Below are 17,835 nucleotides of genomic sequence, written 5' to 3' on the forward strand. Positions count from 1 at the left end.
GGGATCGTCAGATCCCACCCCCTCTGACTTGTGCGCGCCAGTCCGAGTCCCTTCAACAGGCTCTTCCGCATCCGACGACTCTGACGGGAGAGTACTCCTGGGAGTTCACGCTTGCCGCAGGGCGATCCCTCAGGGTCCAAACGAGGTCCATTCCCAGCACGGGTGCAAAGGGCTCGGATTGGTAGGATCCGGCCGCATTCCACACGGCGTTCGGGCGCGCGACGAGCTGGACCATTCCAGTGGTCCATCCCAAGGGAATTCGAAACGTCCCGGCCTGCCGCGCCTCGACCCGCCCGAGGCGCACCTCACTCCCGCCGGGCACGACCAAGAACACGCGGGCCACCGTGGTCCATTCATTCTCTACGAGAATCTCGGGGCTCGCTGCCGATCGTCGCGAGGATTCGGAAAAGGGAACGATCGCGCCGGGTACCGCACTCCTCTCGCCGGGGATTGCCGACGAACAGCCTGCTGCCAGGGTCAGCAAGATGCAGCCGGCCGCGCCACCTCCAGGGACATTCATCGCTTTCTCACCTCTTATGGCCAGATGCGGAGCCGCGCCGGCCGCGCATCAGCATGACTGGATTCAGGTCCTGCGCGAAGACGTCCTAAGGCCAGTCCCGTGCCACGATTTCATGCCGCCCTGTATTTCGTTCGGTGAGAACCTCTTCCGCGCACTGGGGGAGGTTATCCCCCGGCCTTCACGGGGTACGGGGGAGTGGCTCGAGAGGAGACTCCTACAGGGAGGTGGGATGCGGACCCCGGGACGCGAAGAATTCGCGAACCCACCGCCGGGAGGGTCGGAAGCGGGAGGTCTCGCTCAGCCCTGCGACTTCTGGAGCGCCTGCTCGATATCCGCCTTGATGTCCCCCACGTCCTCGAGCCCGATCGAGAGCCGCACATAGTCCGGGGTTGTCCCGGTCTCCGCTTGCTCTTCCGGCGTCAGCTGCTGGTGCGTAGTGGACGCCGGGTGGATCACGAGGCTCTTGGCGTCACCGATGTTCGCCAGGTGGGAGAAAAGCTGGACCGAGTTGATGAATCGCTTCCCTGCTTCCAATCCGCCCTTGATCCCGAAGCCCACCAGACCCCCGAATCCCCGCTTCATGTAGCGAGACGCGACGGCGTGATTGGGGTCGTCCGTGAGACCCGGGTAAGTCACCCACTCGACAAGTTGGTGCCCCTTCAGGAACCGCGCCACCTCGAGTGCATTCTCCGAATGCCTGGTCTGGCGCAGGGGAAGAGTTTCAAGCCCCTGGAGAAAGAGAAAGGCATTAAACGGACTCATTGCCGGACCCAGGTCCCGAAGCAGTTGGACCCGGGTCTTGATGATGAAGGCCACATTTCCGAGGCCCGGGAAGTCGCCAAAAACATCCCAGAATACCAGCCCGTGATAGCTGGGATCCGGCTCGGTGAACTCCGGGAATTTCCCGTTGTTCCAGGCGAATTTTCCTCCGTCGACAATCACCCCCCCGATCGAGGTCCCGTGCCCTCCGATGTATTTGGTGGCCGAGCTCGCGATGATGTCCGCGCCGTAATCGAAGGGGCGCACCAGGCCGACCCCCACGGTGTTGTCCACCACGAGGGGGACTCCCGCCTCGTGTGCGACCTTCGCCAGCGCCTCGAAGTCCGGCACGTCGAGCTTTGGATTTCCGACCGTCTCGGCGTAGATCGCACGCGTCTTGGGAGTGATCGCCTTCCGGAATGCCTCCGGATTCTTGGAGTCCACGAACTTCACGGTGCGCCCCAACTTCGGCATCGTGTAATGGAAGAGCTGGTAGGTTCCGCCATAGAGATTGTTGGCCGAGACGATCTCGTCGCCGACCTGCGTGATGGCCAGAATCGCCAACACCTCGGCGGCCTGACCCGAAGCGACGGCGAGTGCCCCGCTCCCCCCCTCGATCTGCGCGATTCGTTGCTCGAGGACATCGGTGGTCGGATTCATGATCCGCGTGTAGATGTTCCCGAATTCCTTGAGCGCGAAAAGGTTCGCGGCGTGGTCCGTGCTCTTGAAGACGTAGGAGGTCGTCTGGTAGATCGGAACGGCGCGCGCCCCCGTGCCGGCGTCGGGGACCTGGCCGGCGTGGAGACAGAGGGTGCTCAGATTCAGGGGAGGAGTGCTCATGGCTGCAGTTCCTCATTTTGTGAAGCCATTGGGGCCCGGCGGGTTGGCGAGGGTAGCGCACGGAGGACTTCAAGTCTAGGGGGAACCCCTCTCTAAGGGCGCCTCCGCAACGATTTGGTCAATGACGGCCTGGGAACTCACGGAGGGGGTGGGACTCGAACCCACAAGCCCTTTTGGGGCGCCGGTTTTCAAGACCGGTGCATTAGCCATTCTGCCACCCCTCCAACGGGAAAGATACCATTTCAGGAAGCGAAATGGATTCGCGGCCGCGCCGTCAACGGCCCGGCATTTGGACTTTCTTGCTGGCTCTCGTGGCCCTCGATACCTTGCTTCCGCCTCTCACGACCGGATGAACCCCACGTCCGTCTCCGTCCTGCGCGACGGGCCTCGAGGATCCCCCTCGCCAAACCATTTTCCGTCCAGGCGACGCATTCGTGATCAAGACCCTCGGCACCCAACTCGCGCTCTTTTATCGGGAGCCCGAGGTTCGCCGAAATCTGCGGGCGCTGGCGAAGTACCTCATCCTTCTCGTCGCGGTCATCGCCCTCTACAGCATCCTCTTCCACGTCATCATGTCGCGCGCGGAAGGACAGGAGCACACCTGGTTCTCGGGTGTTTATTGGACGCTCGTCACGATGTCCACGCTGGGATTCGGGGACATCACCTTCCACACCGACCTCGGCCGTGCCTTCAGCATCCTCGTGCTCTTCTCGGGGGTGATCCTCCTTCTCGTCGTCCTCCCTTTCGCCTTCATTACTTACCTCTACGCGCCCTGGCTCCAGGCTCAGCTCCGCCTGCGCGCCCCCCGCTCCCTCCCCGGCGAGATTCGGGACCACGTCATTCTGTGTGACTACGACTCGGTGGCCGAGAGCGTCATCGAGCAGCTCGACCTCCACAAGATCCCCTACGTGATCCTCGATCCGGACCCCGAGCGTGCGAGCCGACGCCATGCCGACGGGCTCCGCATCGTGACGGGACCGCTCGATGCTGTCGAGACCTTCCGCGGCGTGGGCGCCGACCGGGCGAAACTGGTCGTGGTGAATGCGGACGACATCTCGAACACCAACGTGATTCTCACGGTACGGGAGGTGTCGGCGACGGTGCCCATCGCGGCAGTCGCCTCCACCGAGGACACGATTGACGTCTTGCAGCTCGCCGGCGCCACGCACGTCTTCCCCCTGTGGCGACAACTCGGCGAGCGGCTCGCGAGCCGCATCAACGCGGGCCGGGCGCAGGTCCATGAAATCGGCCGGTTCCGGGACCTCGTCATCGGCGAGTTCCCGGTCCTGAACACCCCGCTCGCGGGGAAGCGGATCGAGGAAACGTCCATCAGGGAGTTGCTCGGGATCAACATCGTGGCCGTCTGGGACAGAGGAAAGCTCGTTCCATCCCATCCGAAGTATCTCCTCACGGAGCACTGCCTCCCGGTCATCATCGGGACCGCGGAGCAGCTGGAGGATCTGGACGAATTCCTTTTCATTTACGATACGAACTGGAATCCGGTGATCGTCCTCGGCGGCGGAAAGGTCGGACGCGCCGCGACGCGCCGGCTCAAGGCCCAGGGGGTGCCCGTCCACATCGTGGAGAGAAAGCCCGATCTGGCGGCGCGATGGTCCGGGCTTCCCGACCGGATGATCGTCGGGGACGCGTCGAGTCGAGAGGTGCTCCACGAAGCCGGGATCGAGGAGGCGCCCGCGATCCTCCTGACGACGAACGACGACGCGATGAACGTATTCCTCGCGGTTTATTGCCGACGGCTCAATCCGTCGCTTCGAATCGTGAGCCGTGTGACCCACGAGCGGAATGTCGCCTCGATCCTACGGGCAGGCGCCGATCTCGTCCTTTCGTACGCGGCCCTGGGGATGGAGGCAATCATCTCGCTCGCTCGCGAGCGGACGCTCGTGCTCCTCGGGGAGGGAGTCGAGCTCTTCGAGGAGGCGCTTCCGAGCGCCCTCGCCGGCGCGACTCTCGCCGAGTCGGCGATCCGGGCCCGCACAGGTCTGAACGTGGTGGCGGTCGAAGCTGAGGGACGACTCATGCCCGCCCCGCGCGCCGGCGACGTGTTACAGCCGGGCTCCCGGCTCTACATGATCGGCACGCCCGAGCAACACTTCGAGTTTTCGAAGGAGTACGGACTGGGCTCCGGAGCCGGGGCGAACTAAGCGAACTCAGTGCCGGAAGAGGCGCCGTCCCGTGAAGACCATGGCGATGCCCGCCTCGTCCGCCGCCCCGATCACCTCCTCGTCCCGCACGGATCCGCCCGGTTGCACGATCGCCCGGACTCCCGCCGCGACCGCCGCATCCACCGCGTCCCGGAACGGAAAAAAGGCGTCGGACGCGAGGACGGCTCCCGCCAGTTCTAGCCCGGCGTCGGCGGCCTTTTGCACCGCGAGGCGCGAAGAGTCCACCCGGGACATCTGGCCCGCACCGATCCCGAGGGTGGCCCCGTCCCGCGCGAGGAGAATCGCGTTCGACTTGATCCCATAGACCGCCGCCCAAGCGAATTCGAGGTCGTTCATCTCCTCGTCTGTGGGTCTCCTCTTGGTTACGACCCTCCAGACGGAGTCCTCCGCTCCCAGGAAGGGGGGCGTGGGCGAGGACTGGAGCAGGAGCCCGCCATAGATCCCGCGCGCCGTCACCGGCTCGGGCTGGCGCCCATGCTCGGCGAGGAAACGCGCGGCGCGGCGGGCCGGTTCGTCCCCCGCGAAACGTGACTCGAAGGCGGCGAGGGCCTCCTCCGCGCCCCGAGGCACGTCCAGCTCTCCCCCCTGCTCGGGAAAGGTCAGGATGCGCACGTTTTTTCTCCGGGAGAGGATCTCCATGGCCTCATCCGAGAAGTCGGGAGCGACAAGGCACTCGGCGAAGAGATCCCCGATCGCCTCGGCCGCGGCTCGGTCCACCGTGCGGTTGAAGGCAATGACCGATCCGAAGGCGCTGGTCGGGTCGGTCCGGAGCGCCCGCGCGAAGGCATCGGCCGCGGACTCGCCCACCCCGAGGCCGCAGGGCGTCGTGTGTTTGACGATCGCCACGGCGGGACGGGGCGAAAACGCGAAGGGAGAGAGCGCCAGAAGGGCGCCGTCGATGTCGAGAAGGTTGTTATAGGAGAGCTCCTTTCCGTGATGCTGGGTCAGCGACGCGATCCCCTGCCGTTCCTCTCCCTCCACGGCGTAAAAAGCCGCCTCCTGATCGGGGTTTTCGCCGTAGCGCAAGGAAGAGACTTTCCGGAAGGCCGGTGTGAGCATCTCGGGGAAGGTCGTGTCGTCTTCGGAGAGGTAACGGGTGATCGCCTCGTCGTACGCTGAAGTGTGGCGGAAGACCTTGGCCGCCAGCTCGCGGCGGAGACCCGGACCGAAGGCCTCCCCCTCGAGGGCGGCGACGACACGCGCATAATCCGCGGGGTCCACGACAACCCAGACGTGGGCGTGATTTTTCGCCGCGGCCCGGATCATCGTCGGGCCCCCGATGTCCACCTGCTTCATGGCGGCCGCGACGGGAACCCCTCCAGCGGCGATCGTCTCCCGGAACGGATAGAGATTCACGGCGACGACATCGATCGGTCGGTACCCCTGCGCCTCGAGGGCCTCCATATCTCCGGCGACATCGCGGCGCGCGAGAATTCCTCCATGGATCGCCGGGTGGAGCGTCTTCACCCGACCCCCCATGATCTCGGGGTGTCCCGTCACTTCGGAAACGTCCAGAACCGCCAAGCCCGCTTCGCGGAGCGCCTTCGCGGTTCCTCCGGTGGAGAGAATCTCGAAGCCCATCTCGGAAAGGGAGCGGGCAAAGTCTTCGATCCCCGTCTTGTCCCAGACGGAGAGGAGCGCGCGGCGAGGGACTGTCATTTCGGAGTTGGTCGTTGGTCGGAGAGATGAAAGTGCCGGCCGATCGTGGGGATCGCCGAAGGTTCGACGCCGTCCACAATCGAGCGCGCGAGAAGATCCACGGCCGCGGGATAAAGGACGTGTTCGACTTCCTGAATTCGAGCGTACAGCGAATCGGGAGTATCGTCGGAAAGGACCGGTACGGGCCACTGCGCCAGAATCCGACCCCGATCGTATTCCTCATCCACGAAGTGGATCGTGGCCCCTGAGATCCGGGTGCCGGATGCGAGAACGGCCTGGTGGACACGGGCTCCGTACATCCCCTTCCCGCCGAAACCGGGAAGGAGCGCCGGATGGAGGTTCAACATTTTCCCGCGAAAACGCTCCACGACCGCCCGCGGCATGAGCCGTAGATACCCAGCCAGGAGAACGAAGTCGGTCCGGACCCCCTCGAGTTGCGTGAGGATTCGATCCGGAAAGGTGGCCGGATCCTCGGAAGGCATGATGACGATGCCCGGAATTCCCCTCCCAGGGGCGAGATTCAGGGCGCCCGCCCCCGGCCGGTCGACGACCAGAAGGACGACCTCCCACAAGGACTGCGCGGAGGCTGAAGCATGGTCCAAGAGAGCCTGGAAATTGGAGCCCCGTCCCGACGCAAAGACGGCGGCTCGGAGCTTCACGCGAAGCTGCCCGGAGCCTGCGAGATGAGGAAGGGGTTCCCCATCCGCTCCCGCGCGACCGTCGTCTCTGGTCCGTGCCCCGGGAGGAGGCGCGTCTCGTCCGGCAGCGTGAGGACTTCCTCGCGGATCGAGCGCATGAGCCTCAAGAAATCCCCGCCTGGAAGGTCGGTGCGCCCGACCGTCCCCGCGAAGATCACGTCTCCGACGAGAGCGAATCCGTCGTGCGCGGAGTAAAAGATCACGTGACCCGGCGCATGTCCCGGGGTAAAGCGAACCTCAAGCACGCCCTCCCCAACCCGGACGGCTTCACCCGGCACGAGGTCCCGGTCGGGAGGCGGAAGTGGGGCGAGCGGACCGAGTCCGACCCGATCGGCGATCTCGGGGGCATGATCGTAAAAGAGCCGCGCTTCGGGATGGAGATAGATGGGAGCATCGGTGAAGGCGCGGACCACCTCCACCCCCTCGACGTGGTCCACGTGAGCGTGCGTGAGATAGACGGCCTCGACCTCTTCCCCCGCCTCCTGGATTGTGCGGATCATGATGGACGCCGTCGCCCCGGGATCCACGAGGGCCACGCGGCCGGAAGCCGTACAGCGAAGGAGATAACCGGTTTGGGCGAGGGCCCCGCCGGTGAAAGGGAGGGCGCGGATCAGATCGTGAACGAGCTTCCGCACCCGCAACCACCGGTGGCGACGGGATTCTTGAAGGTGAACCCCGATCCCATCATGGAAGTCACGTAATCGATCTCAATGCCCTCGAGATACTGAGCGCTGAAAGGATCCACGAAAACGCGGACTCCCTCCTCCAGATCGAGAATCTCGTCGTCTTCCTCGGGCGAATCCTCGATGTTCAGCCCGTACTGAAAACCTGAGCACCCCCCCGGGAGCACGGCGACGCGGAGCCCCGCGCCCCCACCCACCGCCTGGTCCTCAATGAACGACTGGACCTTGGCGAAGGCCGCGTCGGAAAGCTGAATCTTCATCTCATCCACACTCCGCCCCGGAACGGGGACTCTTAGCGGGTCCAACGGGGACGATGTCCCATTCATTTGGTACCCCATCCGCGGGTGTGGGTTCACCGGCGGGCACCTCTTGCGGCCTAGTGTACGGCCCTGTGGCTGAAAGCTATTCAGGGCGGCTGGAGGCGGTCAACCGGGGAGCGGATCCGCGGGGGGGAGGCCGGCCGGGAGGGTGTCTCCGGGAAGCGGGTCGGTGGGAGGAACACCCCCCGGAATGGGGCCTCCGGGAAGTGGGTCTGCCGGCGGGGCGGGCGCCGCCGGCGGCCCGGTCACTTCCCCTTCTCCTCCTCCCCCGGGAACCCCGTTCAGGTTCACCACTCCCTGGACCGCGACGCCGTACGTCACCTCCGGAAGGAGGGGGCGGGACAGGACGATCGCGAGGTCTCGCGCCGGCCGGACGGCGTCCGGGGGGGGAGGCGCGTCGGGATCGGCCTGGCGCACCCGCCAGAGGGCGACGCCCAGAATCTCCACGACTTCCGGCGCGTTCGCCCCTTCCCGGTTGAGGAGGGCTTCCGCCGTCCCCAGGTCGGAAAGGCTCAGGTAATCGTCGAAGGTCAGGCGCAGCGTCAACGAGTCCTGGATCGCCACGGCTTCCAAAACCGCGGCGGAGGTGTCCGGAGAGAGAAGCATGAGCTCGGGAACCACGAGGGTGTCCCCCCGATTCATCCCCACCTCGAAGGAGGCTTGCGGCTCGGCGAAATCGGGCTCGCGGTTCCGATTTTGGTCCTCGTAGGCGACGACCGCATAACGCCCTGCCGGGAGATGCGGGAGGGCGAACACGCCCGTGGAGTCCGACAGGGTCGAGCTGGGCGTCCCCCCTTCGGCCGGGACGAGGTCCACGCGGGCCCCGTCCGCCGCCGCCCCGGAGATACGATCCGTGACGATCCCGGCGAGGAAGTTCGGTTCCAGCTCGGGACCCGTCGAAAAAATCAGATCGAAGGCCCCGGTCATCACATTGTCGTACCGGTCCCGGAATCGGGGAAGGACGGTGATCCGGTAGACCGTCCGCTCCAGGAATCCGCCTTCCATCGAGATTTCGATCCCTCCGCCGCCGGAGGTCACCTGAAGGGGCCCGGCCTGCGGCGAGACCACTACCGCTTCGACGGGGGAGCCCCGAACAGGCCGCTCGCTCAGCCCCCGCTGGAATCGGATCCGGACGGGCCCGTCGAAGGGGTCGACGGTCGAAAAGGGCTCCGGATTGGTGGAGGTGATCTGGAGGGGCGTTTCGGGAACCTCTCCGCCGATCTGGCCGCTCGTGCGGGCGCACCCGGACACGGCGACCGTCCCCGCGACGAGGAATGCCGCGGCGACGCAGGTCCGGAGCGTTTCCCTGTCCGGACTCACTTCACCTCCAGCGTGGTGAGCTTCACGCGCAGCTTGTCGCGCTGGTCCCGGTAAGTGGAAGCTTTTTCGCGTTCCTTCTCGACCACGGCTTCGGGAGCCCGGGACACGAAGTTTTCGTTCGAGAGCTTCGCCTCCGTCCCCGAGAGCTGGCCCTCGAGCCTTCGGATTTCTTCGCGGAGCCGGCTCCGTTCCCTGTCGAGATCCACGAGGCCGTCCAGGCGGAGAAAGAGTTCGGTCCCGTCGCGCAGGACAGCGGTCGCGCCGGCGCCACGGGGCGGCACCTCCGCGAAGTCGAGTTGTCCAACCCGCGCGAGTTGATCGAGCCGGACCTTCTCGCTCTCGATCGCCCCTCGCCTCGCCGGAGCCACGCCGGTGAGGACGAGAGAGACCCGGGCGCCCTCCCCCACTCCATATTCCTTCCGAAGGCTGCGGATGGCCGTGATCATCTCCTGGAAATGGCCCATGTACGCTTCGGCTTCGGCATTCTCGAGCTCCGCGCGCGGGCTCGGCCAGGGCGCCACGAGGAGGGACTCGGGCCGCTCGGCCCCATCCGGCCAGGGAATCCGATCCCAGAGAAATTCCGTGACGAAGGGGACGAGGGGGTGCAGCAGGCGAAGCACCCCATCGAAGACATGCACGAGGACGGCGCGCGCGACTGCACGGCTCTCTTCGCCCTCTTCGCCCCGCAGGCGTCCCTTGGCCAGCTCGAGGTACCAGTCCGCGAAGTCCCCCCAGAAGAAGTGGTGCCCGCGCTCGACCGCTTCGTGCAGCCGGAATCTCTCGAGCCCGTCCGTCATCTCCCGGGTCGTGCGGGAGAGCCTCGAAAGGATCCAGCGGTCCGCCGCCTCCAGTTGCGCTTCCACGGCCGTGAGGGGGAGGACAGCATCCTCTCCCACGGACATGAGGGTGAAGCGACCCGCGTTCCAGAGCTTGTTCGCGAAGTTTCGCCCGGGGGCGAAGGCGGCCTGGAGATCCTCGTGGTCGAGGTGGATGTCCGTGCCGGCGCCGCACATTGAGAGAACCGTGTAACGGAGCGCGTCGGCGCCGAAGCGGTCCACGACCGCGAGGGGGTCGATCCCGTTCCCGAGGGACTTGGACATCTTCCGCCCCTTGGCGTCGCGCACCGTCCCATGGAGAAAAATGTCCCGGAAGGGGGCCTCCCCCTTGAACTCGTACCCGGCCATGATCATTCGCGCGACCCAGAAGAAGAGGATCTCGGGAGCCGTCACGAGCGTGTGCCCGGGATAAAAGGCCTCGAGGTCGTCGCTCTCGTCGGGCCAGCCGAAGACGGAAAAGGGCCAGAGCCAGGAGCTGAACCAGGTGTCGAGCACATCGGGATCCTGCTCGAGCTCGGCGGAGCCGCAGGCCGGACAGACCGAAGGATCTTCACGCAGGGCCATGGCCTCCCCGCACCCTTCCGCCCTGCAGGTCCAGACCGGGATGCGGTGGCCCCACCAGAGCTGGCGCGAGATGCACCAGTCGCGGATGTTCGCGAGCCATTCCTCGTAAACCTTGGTCCAGCGGTCCGGATGGAAGGTGATGTCTCCTTCGCGCGAGGCCCGGAGGGCCGGCTCGGCGAGGGGCTTCATCCGCACGAACCACTGGTCCGAGAGGCGCGGCTCCACCACCGTATCGCACCTGTAGCAGTGCGGGATGGAGTGGCGGTGGGGTTCGGCACCCCCGTAAAGGCCGGCCTCCTCCAGGGCATGCACGATGGCCGTGCGGGCCTCGAACCGGTCGAGCCCCCGGAACGGTTCAGGGACCGCATCGTTCGTAAAGGCATCCGGGGTGAGAACGTTTACGAAGGCAAGGCCGGTGCGCTTGGCGATCTCGAAGTCGTTCGGGTCGTGCGCCGGGGTGACCTTGACCATTCCGGTTCCAAACTCCGGATCCACCCATGCGTCGGCCACGACGGGGATCTCCCGTTCGGCGAGCGGGAGGACGACCTTGGCGCCGACGAGGGGCGCGTACCGCGCGTCCTCGGGGTGGACGGCGACCCCGGTATCACCCAGCATCGTTTCGGGACGGGTCGTGGAAACGGTTAGGGTCCAACCCCCGGCATCGGTGCGTCCCACGGCCATCGCGCCCGCCGCCGCGGCCGCCGCGGCCGCTTCCCACGACTCACGCGCGATCGGATACCGCAGCCGATGGAGCGCCCCCTCCACCTCTGTCCCCTCCGCTTCTTCATTGGAGAGCGCGGTGAGGCATCGGGGGCACCAGTTGATGATGTATTCGCCGCGGTAAATGAGCCCCTTCTCATACAGGCGGACGAAAACTTCGCGGACGGCCCGGGAGAGCTGCGGCTCGAGCGTAAAACGCGTGCGTTCCCAGTCGCAGCTCGCACCGATCGCCCCGAGTTGGTCCAGGATCGTCCCCCCCGTCTTCTCCACGAACTCCCAAACGCGGGCCACGAACGCCTCGCGCCCCAGGTCGTGGCGGGACTTCCCTTCGGCCGCGAGTACGCGCTCCACCGCGTTTTGGGTGGCGATCCCGGCGTGGTCGGTTCCCGGCACCCAAAGGGAGGCGCGCCCCTGCATCCGCCGCCAGCGGATCAACACGTCCTGGATCGTGTTGTTCAGGCCATGGCCCATGTGCAGGATGGCCGTCACGTTGGGGGGTGGGATGACGATCACGTACGGTTCGGCGTGCTCCTCGATGACCCTCGACGCCGGGACATGGAACGCCCCACGCTCCCGCGCCCGGGCGTAAAGGGGCGGTTCGATGGAGCTCGGTTCCAGACGGGTGGGGAGGGCTTCGGCCACGCTCGAGTACGCTGGATGGTCGCTGAAGAAGCAAAGGTGCGGGGATCGGCCCATCCCGCATCAGGGAACGGCGTTTTCGCGGGTACGCCGGTGAAGCTGAGGGGTTCCCCGTCGCGCCGCCACGGGCGCGCCGGGCCCGTTCGATGGAGCGCTACTGAGGATTGTTCCCGCGCCCTCCCTCTACATGTTCGGCGTGGGAGGCGTGAAGCGCGCCGGCAAGGAGATCGAAATCTCGCACATCGTCACTCTCGAGGGTTTCGAACAGGCTCGATGGAAGGGAGAGAAAGGCGTCCGCTTCCTGAGGACCGAACTGGATCTTTCGATAGGTGCGGATCTCAGTGATGGCCGTCTCGTGCGTCAGGGCCGGGCGATAAGCGCGCGTGGACGTCATCGCGTCGTAAGCGTCGCAGATTCCGAGGACCCTCGCGACGAGAGGGATGTCCTCACCACCGATCCCTTCGGAATAGCCGCCCCCGTCCCAATGCTCGTGGTGGTAGCGGCAGGCCGGGGCGAAAGCACGGAGCGCGGGAATCTCTTCGAGGAGACGGGCCCCATCCCGCGCGTGTTCGCGCACGCGGTCGTTCTCATCCGGCGCGAGGCGATCGGGCTTTCGAAGGATCCTCGAGGGAACGGAGAGCTTCCCCAGGTCGTGGAGGTAACCGGCTACCCGCGCATGAGTCTGCAGGTCCTGACCGTGCCCGAGCACATCCATCATCGTGCCGGCGAGCCGGGCCACGCGGCGGGAGTGTCCCCCCGTGTAAGGATCCTTCGCGTCGATCAGGGAAGAAAAGAGCTCGAGAAGAACGCCCGCAGAAGTCACGGGAACTTCCCGCGGGACGAGGGCCTCCACCGCGTGGGTTCGGAGCATGCCGTACTCCAGACGCTGGTAGGGTTCCAGCTCGCCGGCCGCGTCCAATTCGAGCCAAAGCTTCGCCAGCTTGGGATCGAATTCTTTCCCGGCTCCGGCCCTGACCGTCTCGCGGATCTCCTCTTGCGAGAGAGCCGGGCGTTGCGGCCGGGGCTCCCCGAGCGCGGTCACGGTATCCGCAAGGCGGAGAATTCGCGCACCCAGCGGAATCTCCTCCCCGTGGAGATTGAAGGGATACCCGGAGCCGTCCCACCATTCGTGATGGTGGCGAATCAGCCGTTCCGAGCCGCCGAGGTACGGAATCGCGCTGGCCCCGGCCGCGCTTCTCAGGGGATGGCTCTGGACCTCATCTCTCGCGCGGGGGGGGAGGACCAGAACCGGCTGTTCCCACGCGTCCTCGACCAGGCCGATCATCCCGAGGTCCGCGAGGACGGCGCCGAAGAAGAGCTCGGCGAGCTCGTGGTCGTCCATCCCGACCCGAGCGCCAAGCGCATGGGCGAGCACTGCGGACCGGGGGCTGTGTTCGACGAGGTAGTCCTTCGCCGACCCCATTCCCTGCGCCATGGCCTCGAGGAGGCCCTGGTAGAATGTTCGGCCCTCGATCGAGACCGTCTGGTCCACCGAGCCTCCATGCCCTTCGGGGGCGCGGGCATTCACCACCCGCGAGTCGCGTCAGGAATGGGGAAACATTTGAGGACCGGAGGGAATACGCAAGGCTGGCGTCGCGGCACCCGAAAGCGCCACCGATGGAGATCCGTCAGTCGCCGCCGCCTTCGTCCGCGCGCGCGCGGGACCGATTCCTCTCGGCCTCCATCCGCTCACGGATGATCCGGGCACGGTCCGACCACGTTTCCCGGAGGGCGGCCGATGCCGCGCCGCGCGCGAGGTCTCCGGCGATCCACCCGGCATCGAGCCGGTCCTCGATCAGGCCGGGCGCGAATTCGAATGCCGGAAGTGGAATCGAAAAATCCCCGAGATAGAGTCGGCCGGAACCGAGCCCCCAGCGCCGCCCCGAGGAATCGGTGTAGGTCCAATCGCGAGCCTGTTCGGAAAGCGCCTCGGCCACGGCCATCGAGTCGTTCCAGCTCTGGAGCATCCCGAGGAGGATGATCTCGGCCTGCTCGACCTCCGTGAGCTCGGTGTATTCAGACGGAATCGGAGCCCAGACCCGCAGGTCCCCGAGGCGCGGCTGGAGCCGCCCCGCGATCGTGAGCTCCGCCTCCACCTCCGCGGGTTCCACTTCCGCGTCGGAAGGCGATTCCTCGGCGGCGGGCGCTTCTGCCACCGGACGATCCACGGGCGCGGACTCTGGAGGTGGCGATTCCTCGGGAAGAGGGGGCCGCACCACGAGGGCGGGATCGTTCGGGACGACCTCGCTGAGCTCGATCAACTCGATCCCACGGATCGCGGACCTTTCGGGCGGCGTGCTGGTCACCTGGAATTGCCCCGCCGGGACTCCGGTGAGTGCCGGGTAAAGCGCGAGCAGGACGAGGTGGAGGATCGCGGAGGCGATGAGCCCAATTCGAACGGCGCGGCTTTCCCTCGTTTTGGGAGAGGGCGGGTGGGGGGAGTACGACCGGGACCGGGGACCGGAGGGGGTCATCGTGGATTCTAACCCTCCTGGGAAGGGCAGTTCCGCGCGAAAGGCGTTCCCGCGCGAAGCTTGGCGCCTAGCTCCCCTTCAGCCGGCGCCCCCTCCGACCGAGTAGGGCCACGGCTCGCCGGGAGCCGCACGCACGGGATTCTTCACGGTCCCTACGCCAACCACGGTCACCTCGACCTCGTCCCAGGGGACGATCGGTCCAATCCCCGCCGGGGTCCCCGTCGCGATGAGGTCTCCCGGCTCGAGCGTCATGATCCGGGAGATGTGGGCGACGAGCGCCGGCACGGAAAAGACCGCGTCCGCGAAGGGCGCGTCCTGCTTGAGCTCCCCATTGACGCGCGTCTGGACGCGGAGCGCCGCCAGATCGAGTCCGTCGAGGGGGACAACCTTGCCGACCGGGCAGAAGGTGTCGAACCCCTTCGCCCGCGTCCACTGGCCGTCCCGATTTTGGAGGTCTCGCGCGGTGACGTCGTTCAGAGGAAGGACTCCGGAGACGAATGCGAGGGCCTCGCTCTGGTGGACCCCCGACGCGCGTTTCCCGATCTGAATCGCCACCTCTCCTTCGAAGTCCACCCGTCCCACGCCCGGGGGGACCAGGATGGTGTCGCCGTCCGCGAGGAGGGCGGACACCGGCTTGAGGAAGATGAGCGGCTCGCTCGGAACCGTTCCGCCGAGCTCCTTCGCGTGATCGGCATAGTTTTTCCCGACGCAGACGATCTTCGTCGGGGGGGGATCGAGAGGAATCGCCATGGTCGCCGGCGCTACTTCTTCGGACCGGAGTGGCGGTGCCGCACGGTCCCCACAAGGGCGACGGTCGCCGCGATCGCGAGAAATGCCGCGATCACCGACCACCAGAAACCGATGTCCGAGTGACCCTCGGCCCATCCGGCGGACGAATTGCGGTAGGAGAGGAAGGCGAAGCCGATCCAGACGATCCCGACTGCGAGTCCGGCAAGCTTGGTCATGGGTGAGATGAAGCGTTCGGGAGTGAGGACGACCCCGAATTCGGCGGCGCCGAAGCGGGGCCGGACGGGAAGCTCCGCCAAATCTACCCCCTGAGACCCCGGAAGCAACCGCCCCGCGGCTATTCGCCGTAGAAGCGAGAGAGTCCTCGGCGGAGCTCCTCCCAGGGACCCTTCGCAAGGGGCGAGGCGGGAAGGGCGCGGCGCAGAACCCGGCCGTAGCTGCGCGTGAGGATCCTGGAATCGAGGAGGACCACACCGCCGCGGTCCTCGCGAGACCGAATGAGCCGCCCGAAGCCCTGCTTCAGCCGGAGCGCCGCCAGAGGGAGGAGGTAGGAGTGGAAGGAGCTCCCGCCACGTCCTTCAATCGCCTCCATGCGCGCTTGTGTGATCGGTTCGGTGGGAACCCGGAAGGGGATTTTCTGGAGGACGAGTCCGCGGAGGGGCTCCCCCGGGACGTCCACCCCTTCCCAGAAGGACGAAGTGCCCAGGAGGACACCCCGCTCGGACCGGACGAAGTCGCGGAGGAGGCGAAACCGCGGCGCCTCCCCGTGAACGAAGAGCGGAAAGCGGCTCTCGATCCCCGCCTCGCGAGCCAGGCGGGCGACGGTGCGGAGCGCGCGGTGTGAGGTGAAGAGGACAAAAATCCCCCCTCCGGTGATCGCCGCGAGGTCCAGGACGACACGCGCCGTCGCTTCCTGAAAGGGAAGGCCCGAGTCGTGCGCCGGAAGGTCCGTGGGGACGCAAAAAACGGTTTGCGCGGCATAGTCGAAGGGGGAGGTGAGAAGAGTCTCCGTCACATGGAGCGGCACCTCTTCGTCCATCCCGGATGGGAGCACTGCGACGTCACCGAAGGCCAACTCGGGCCCGCGCCGCGCCGCCGCCGCTCGCTCGGCCGACTCCACGGGGGATTCGAGGCCGAGACGGCCCCGAACGAAGCGAAAGTCCGACCCGCCGACGGCGAGGGTGGCCGAGGTCACGATCGCGGTCTCCACCTGCTCGAAGAGCGAGGTCCGGAGGAGCTCCCCCGGCTCCACCGGAGCCGCCGCGAGGAGGACGTTGCGGAAGGGGGCCCCGGGACGGCCGCGCCCCTCGATCCAACGCACGAATAGGGTCGCCCCCTCTCTCGGATCGAGGACGAGGGTGAGCCCCCGCTCGCCGGACTCGATGCGCCGCTCGACGGCGTGGAGGTCGAGGAGACGCCCTTCGAATCGATCCGCGAGCGTCTCGTCCTCCTCGATCCCGACCCGCACCCCCTCGAGCTCACGGCGAAGCCTCGAGAAATTCGCGGTCAATCGGTCCAGAAGCTCGATGACGGCCGCGCTCTCCGAAGGATCGCGAGGATCGCCGCGTCCGAGGCGGAGGGGCTCCTCCTCGGCGTCGGGGACGTGTGGCTCGAGGGCGTCGAAAAAGGCCGCGAGCGCTTCGCGGGCGCGAGTCACCGCCGGACGGAGCCGGCCCTCCACCCGCTCCAGGATCCGGCCCGCCTCCCCATCCGGCGGCGCGGTCGTGAGCCCCTCCTCGACCGCGAGGAGGACCCCTTTCCCATTGCGATCGAGGCGATCGAGCGCGCGGAAAAGCCCCGAACGTGTCACCTCGGCCCCGAGATGGGACGTCGCGGCATCCTCGACGTTGTGCCCCTCGTCGAGCACCACGTGGCGGTATGCGGGGAGGACGGCCGGTTGAGCCCAGTTGTCGGAGGCCCGGCGGAGCGACACGTCGGCGAGGAGGAGCGCGTGATTCGCCACGAGGAGCTCCGCCGCGCTCGCGACCCGGCGCGATTTCTGGTAGAAACAGGCCTGGAAGTGCGGACATCGCGCGCCCATGCAGATGTCGCCGTCCGACCGGACCTCTTCCCAGACTTCCTCGGAAAGCTGGACGGAGAGATCGGAGAGAGAGCCGTCCTCCGTCGTCCGGCTCCAGGCCACGAGCGCCTCCAGCTCGGAGCCGCGGTCCTCCTCGAACAGGGTGGGAGCTGCTTGTGCGGCGAGGAGGAGGCGCCGGATCGAGACATAGTTGCCCCTTCCCTTCACGAGCGCCCACCGGAGATCCTCGCCGAGAAGGTCGCGGACCAGGGGGAGATCCTTCCCGACGAGCTGCTCCTGAAGGTTGATCGTATTCGTCGAGATCACGGTCCGCTCCCCGTTGCGGAGCGCCCAGAGCGCGGCCGGAAGGAGGTAGGCGAGGGATTTCCCCGTCCCGGTTCCCGCCTCGACGACGGCGATCCCCCCCTCGTTGTAACGCGCCACGACTTCCCTGAGCATCTCCCGCTGTGCCGGCCGGTCTTCATAACCCGGAAAACGCGCCGCCAGGGGGCCATCGGGCGAAAGGATGCGCTCTACGTCGTCTGGATCGAGGCGGGCCCGATGGCGGGGGGCCGGCGGCTCCACCACGACGTACAGGGCACGCGCGGCGTTGTCCACGATCCCGGTCCCGAGCCCCTCCTCATAGACCCGTGCGGCGAGGACCAGATCGGCCTCGGAAGGCTCGAGAACGCCCGACGGGTGGTTGTGGAGAACGATTTCACCGGGCTCGGTGTCACGGGCCGCCGCGAGGACGGCCTGATGGTTTCCACGGGCCACCGCGCGGGGCTCGACGATGGTCCTCTGGGAAGTGACGCGGGCGACGAAGCACACCTCTCGCCCTCCGGCCTTTTCG

At 66.7% G+C, this 17,835-nt stretch carries 14 protein-coding genes and 1 tRNA gene; 1 reads left to right on the plus strand and 14 read right to left on the minus strand.

Annotated elements, in window-relative coordinates:
- Window positions 1-52: 52 nt before the first annotated feature.
- From WEG36_06650 to WEG36_06660, 3 genes are all read right to left on the minus strand, one after another.
- Window positions 53-343 carry a hypothetical protein gene (locus tag WEG36_06650; GenBank protein MEX1257277.1) on the minus strand — a complete coding sequence of 97 codons (291 nt, stop codon included), beginning with the start codon at window positions 341-343 and terminating at the stop codon, window positions 53-55.
- Between the two features lie 474 nt (window positions 344-817).
- Window positions 818-2,119 (minus strand): O-acetylhomoserine aminocarboxypropyltransferase/cysteine synthase, encoded by a 1,302-nt coding sequence (locus WEG36_06655; GenBank protein MEX1257278.1) that lies wholly within the window; start codon window positions 2,117-2,119, stop codon window positions 818-820.
- Between the two features lie 140 nt (window positions 2,120-2,259).
- A tRNA-Ser gene (locus WEG36_06660) sits at window positions 2,260-2,343 on the minus strand.
- A 210-nt stretch (window positions 2,344-2,553) separates the two neighbouring features.
- Here WEG36_06660 and WEG36_06665 point away from each other — a divergent pair.
- Complete coding sequence (locus tag WEG36_06665) at window positions 2,554-4,281, plus strand: NAD-binding protein (GenBank protein MEX1257279.1); 1,728 nt, start codon at window positions 2,554-2,556, stop codon at window positions 4,279-4,281.
- A gap of 6 nt (window positions 4,282-4,287) precedes the next feature.
- On the opposite strand, the gene purH is transcribed toward WEG36_06665, so the two are convergent.
- The 11 genes from purH to WEG36_06720 form a co-directional block, all read right to left on the minus strand.
- Window positions 4,288-5,961 (minus strand): bifunctional phosphoribosylaminoimidazolecarboxamide formyltransferase/IMP cyclohydrolase, encoded by a 1,674-nt coding sequence (gene purH / locus WEG36_06670; GenBank protein ID MEX1257280.1) that lies wholly within the window; start codon window positions 5,959-5,961, stop codon window positions 4,288-4,290.
- Window positions 5,958-6,620, minus strand: coding sequence for a phosphoribosylglycinamide formyltransferase (gene purN, locus WEG36_06675; protein MEX1257281.1), 663 nt, complete (start codon window positions 6,618-6,620; stop codon window positions 5,958-5,960). Before purN ends, purH begins: the two co-directional genes overlap by 4 nt.
- Window positions 6,617-7,294, minus strand: a complete 678-nt coding sequence (locus WEG36_06680) for an MBL fold metallo-hydrolase (GenBank protein ID MEX1257282.1) — start codon at window positions 7,292-7,294, stop codon at window positions 6,617-6,619. Before WEG36_06680 ends, purN begins: the two co-directional genes overlap by 4 nt.
- Entirely contained in the window at window positions 7,270-7,602 is a 333-nt protein-coding gene (locus WEG36_06685; GenBank protein MEX1257283.1) for an iron-sulfur cluster assembly accessory protein, read from the minus strand. Before WEG36_06685 ends, WEG36_06680 begins: the two co-directional genes overlap by 25 nt.
- Before the next feature lie 165 nt (window positions 7,603-7,767).
- Window positions 7,768-8,982 (minus strand): Ig-like domain-containing protein, encoded by a 1,215-nt coding sequence (locus WEG36_06690; GenBank protein ID MEX1257284.1) that lies wholly within the window; start codon window positions 8,980-8,982, stop codon window positions 7,768-7,770.
- On the minus strand, window positions 8,979-11,798 hold the full coding sequence (locus WEG36_06695; GenBank protein MEX1257285.1) for a valine--tRNA ligase: 2,820 nt from the start codon (window positions 11,796-11,798) through the stop codon (window positions 8,979-8,981). The genes WEG36_06690 and WEG36_06695 overlap by 4 nt, the downstream gene beginning before the upstream one ends.
- A 97-nt stretch (window positions 11,799-11,895) precedes the next feature.
- Complete coding sequence (locus WEG36_06700; GenBank protein MEX1257286.1) at window positions 11,896-13,233, minus strand: HD domain-containing phosphohydrolase; 1,338 nt, start codon at window positions 13,231-13,233, stop codon at window positions 11,896-11,898.
- A gap of 136 nt (window positions 13,234-13,369) precedes the next feature.
- A complete protein-coding gene (locus WEG36_06705) occupies window positions 13,370-14,215 on the minus strand; it encodes a hypothetical protein (protein MEX1257287.1) in 846 nt (281 codons plus the stop codon).
- Window positions 14,216-14,293: 78 nt separating this feature from the next.
- Window positions 14,294-14,965, minus strand: coding sequence for a fumarylacetoacetate hydrolase family protein (locus WEG36_06710; protein MEX1257288.1), 672 nt, complete (start codon window positions 14,963-14,965; stop codon window positions 14,294-14,296).
- Window positions 14,966-14,976: 11 nt separating this feature from the next.
- Window positions 14,977-15,261: a hypothetical protein gene (locus WEG36_06715; protein ID MEX1257289.1), complete on the minus strand. Its 285-nt coding sequence runs from the start codon at window positions 15,259-15,261 to the stop codon at window positions 14,977-14,979.
- Window positions 15,262-15,299: 38 nt separating this feature from the next.
- On the minus strand, window positions 15,300-17,813 hold the full coding sequence (locus WEG36_06720; protein ID MEX1257290.1) for a helicase C-terminal domain-containing protein: 2,514 nt from the start codon (window positions 17,811-17,813) through the stop codon (window positions 15,300-15,302).
- Window positions 17,814-17,835 lie beyond the last annotated feature (22 nt).

This window comes from Gemmatimonadota bacterium, from assembly GCA_040882465.1.
GTDB lineage: Bacteria > Gemmatimonadota > Gemmatimonadetes > Longimicrobiales > Gaopeijiaceae > JBBEBG01.

Bases quoted from the DNA above. Each gene is read 5' to 3' on its own strand.
- WEG36_06655 (MEX1257278.1), bottom strand. From the start codon at position 2,119: ATGAGCACTCCTCCCCTGAATCTGAGCACCCTCTGTCTCCACGCCGGC.
- purH (MEX1257280.1), bottom strand. From the start codon at position 5,961: ATGACAGTCCCTCGCCGCGCGCTCCTCTCCGTCTGGGACAAGACGGGG.
- WEG36_06685 (MEX1257283.1), bottom strand. From the start codon at position 7,602: ATGAAGATTCAGCTTTCCGACGCGGCCTTCGCCAAGGTCCAGTCGTTC.
- WEG36_06695 (MEX1257285.1), bottom strand. From the start codon at position 11,798: ATGGGCCGATCCCCGCACCTTTGCTTCTTCAGCGACCATCCAGCGTAC.
- WEG36_06705 (MEX1257287.1), bottom strand. From the start codon at position 14,215: ATGACCCCCTCCGGTCCCCGGTCCCGGTCGTACTCCCCCCACCCGCCC.
- WEG36_06710 (MEX1257288.1), bottom strand. From the start codon at position 14,965: ATGGCGATTCCTCTCGATCCCCCCCCGACGAAGATCGTCTGCGTCGGG.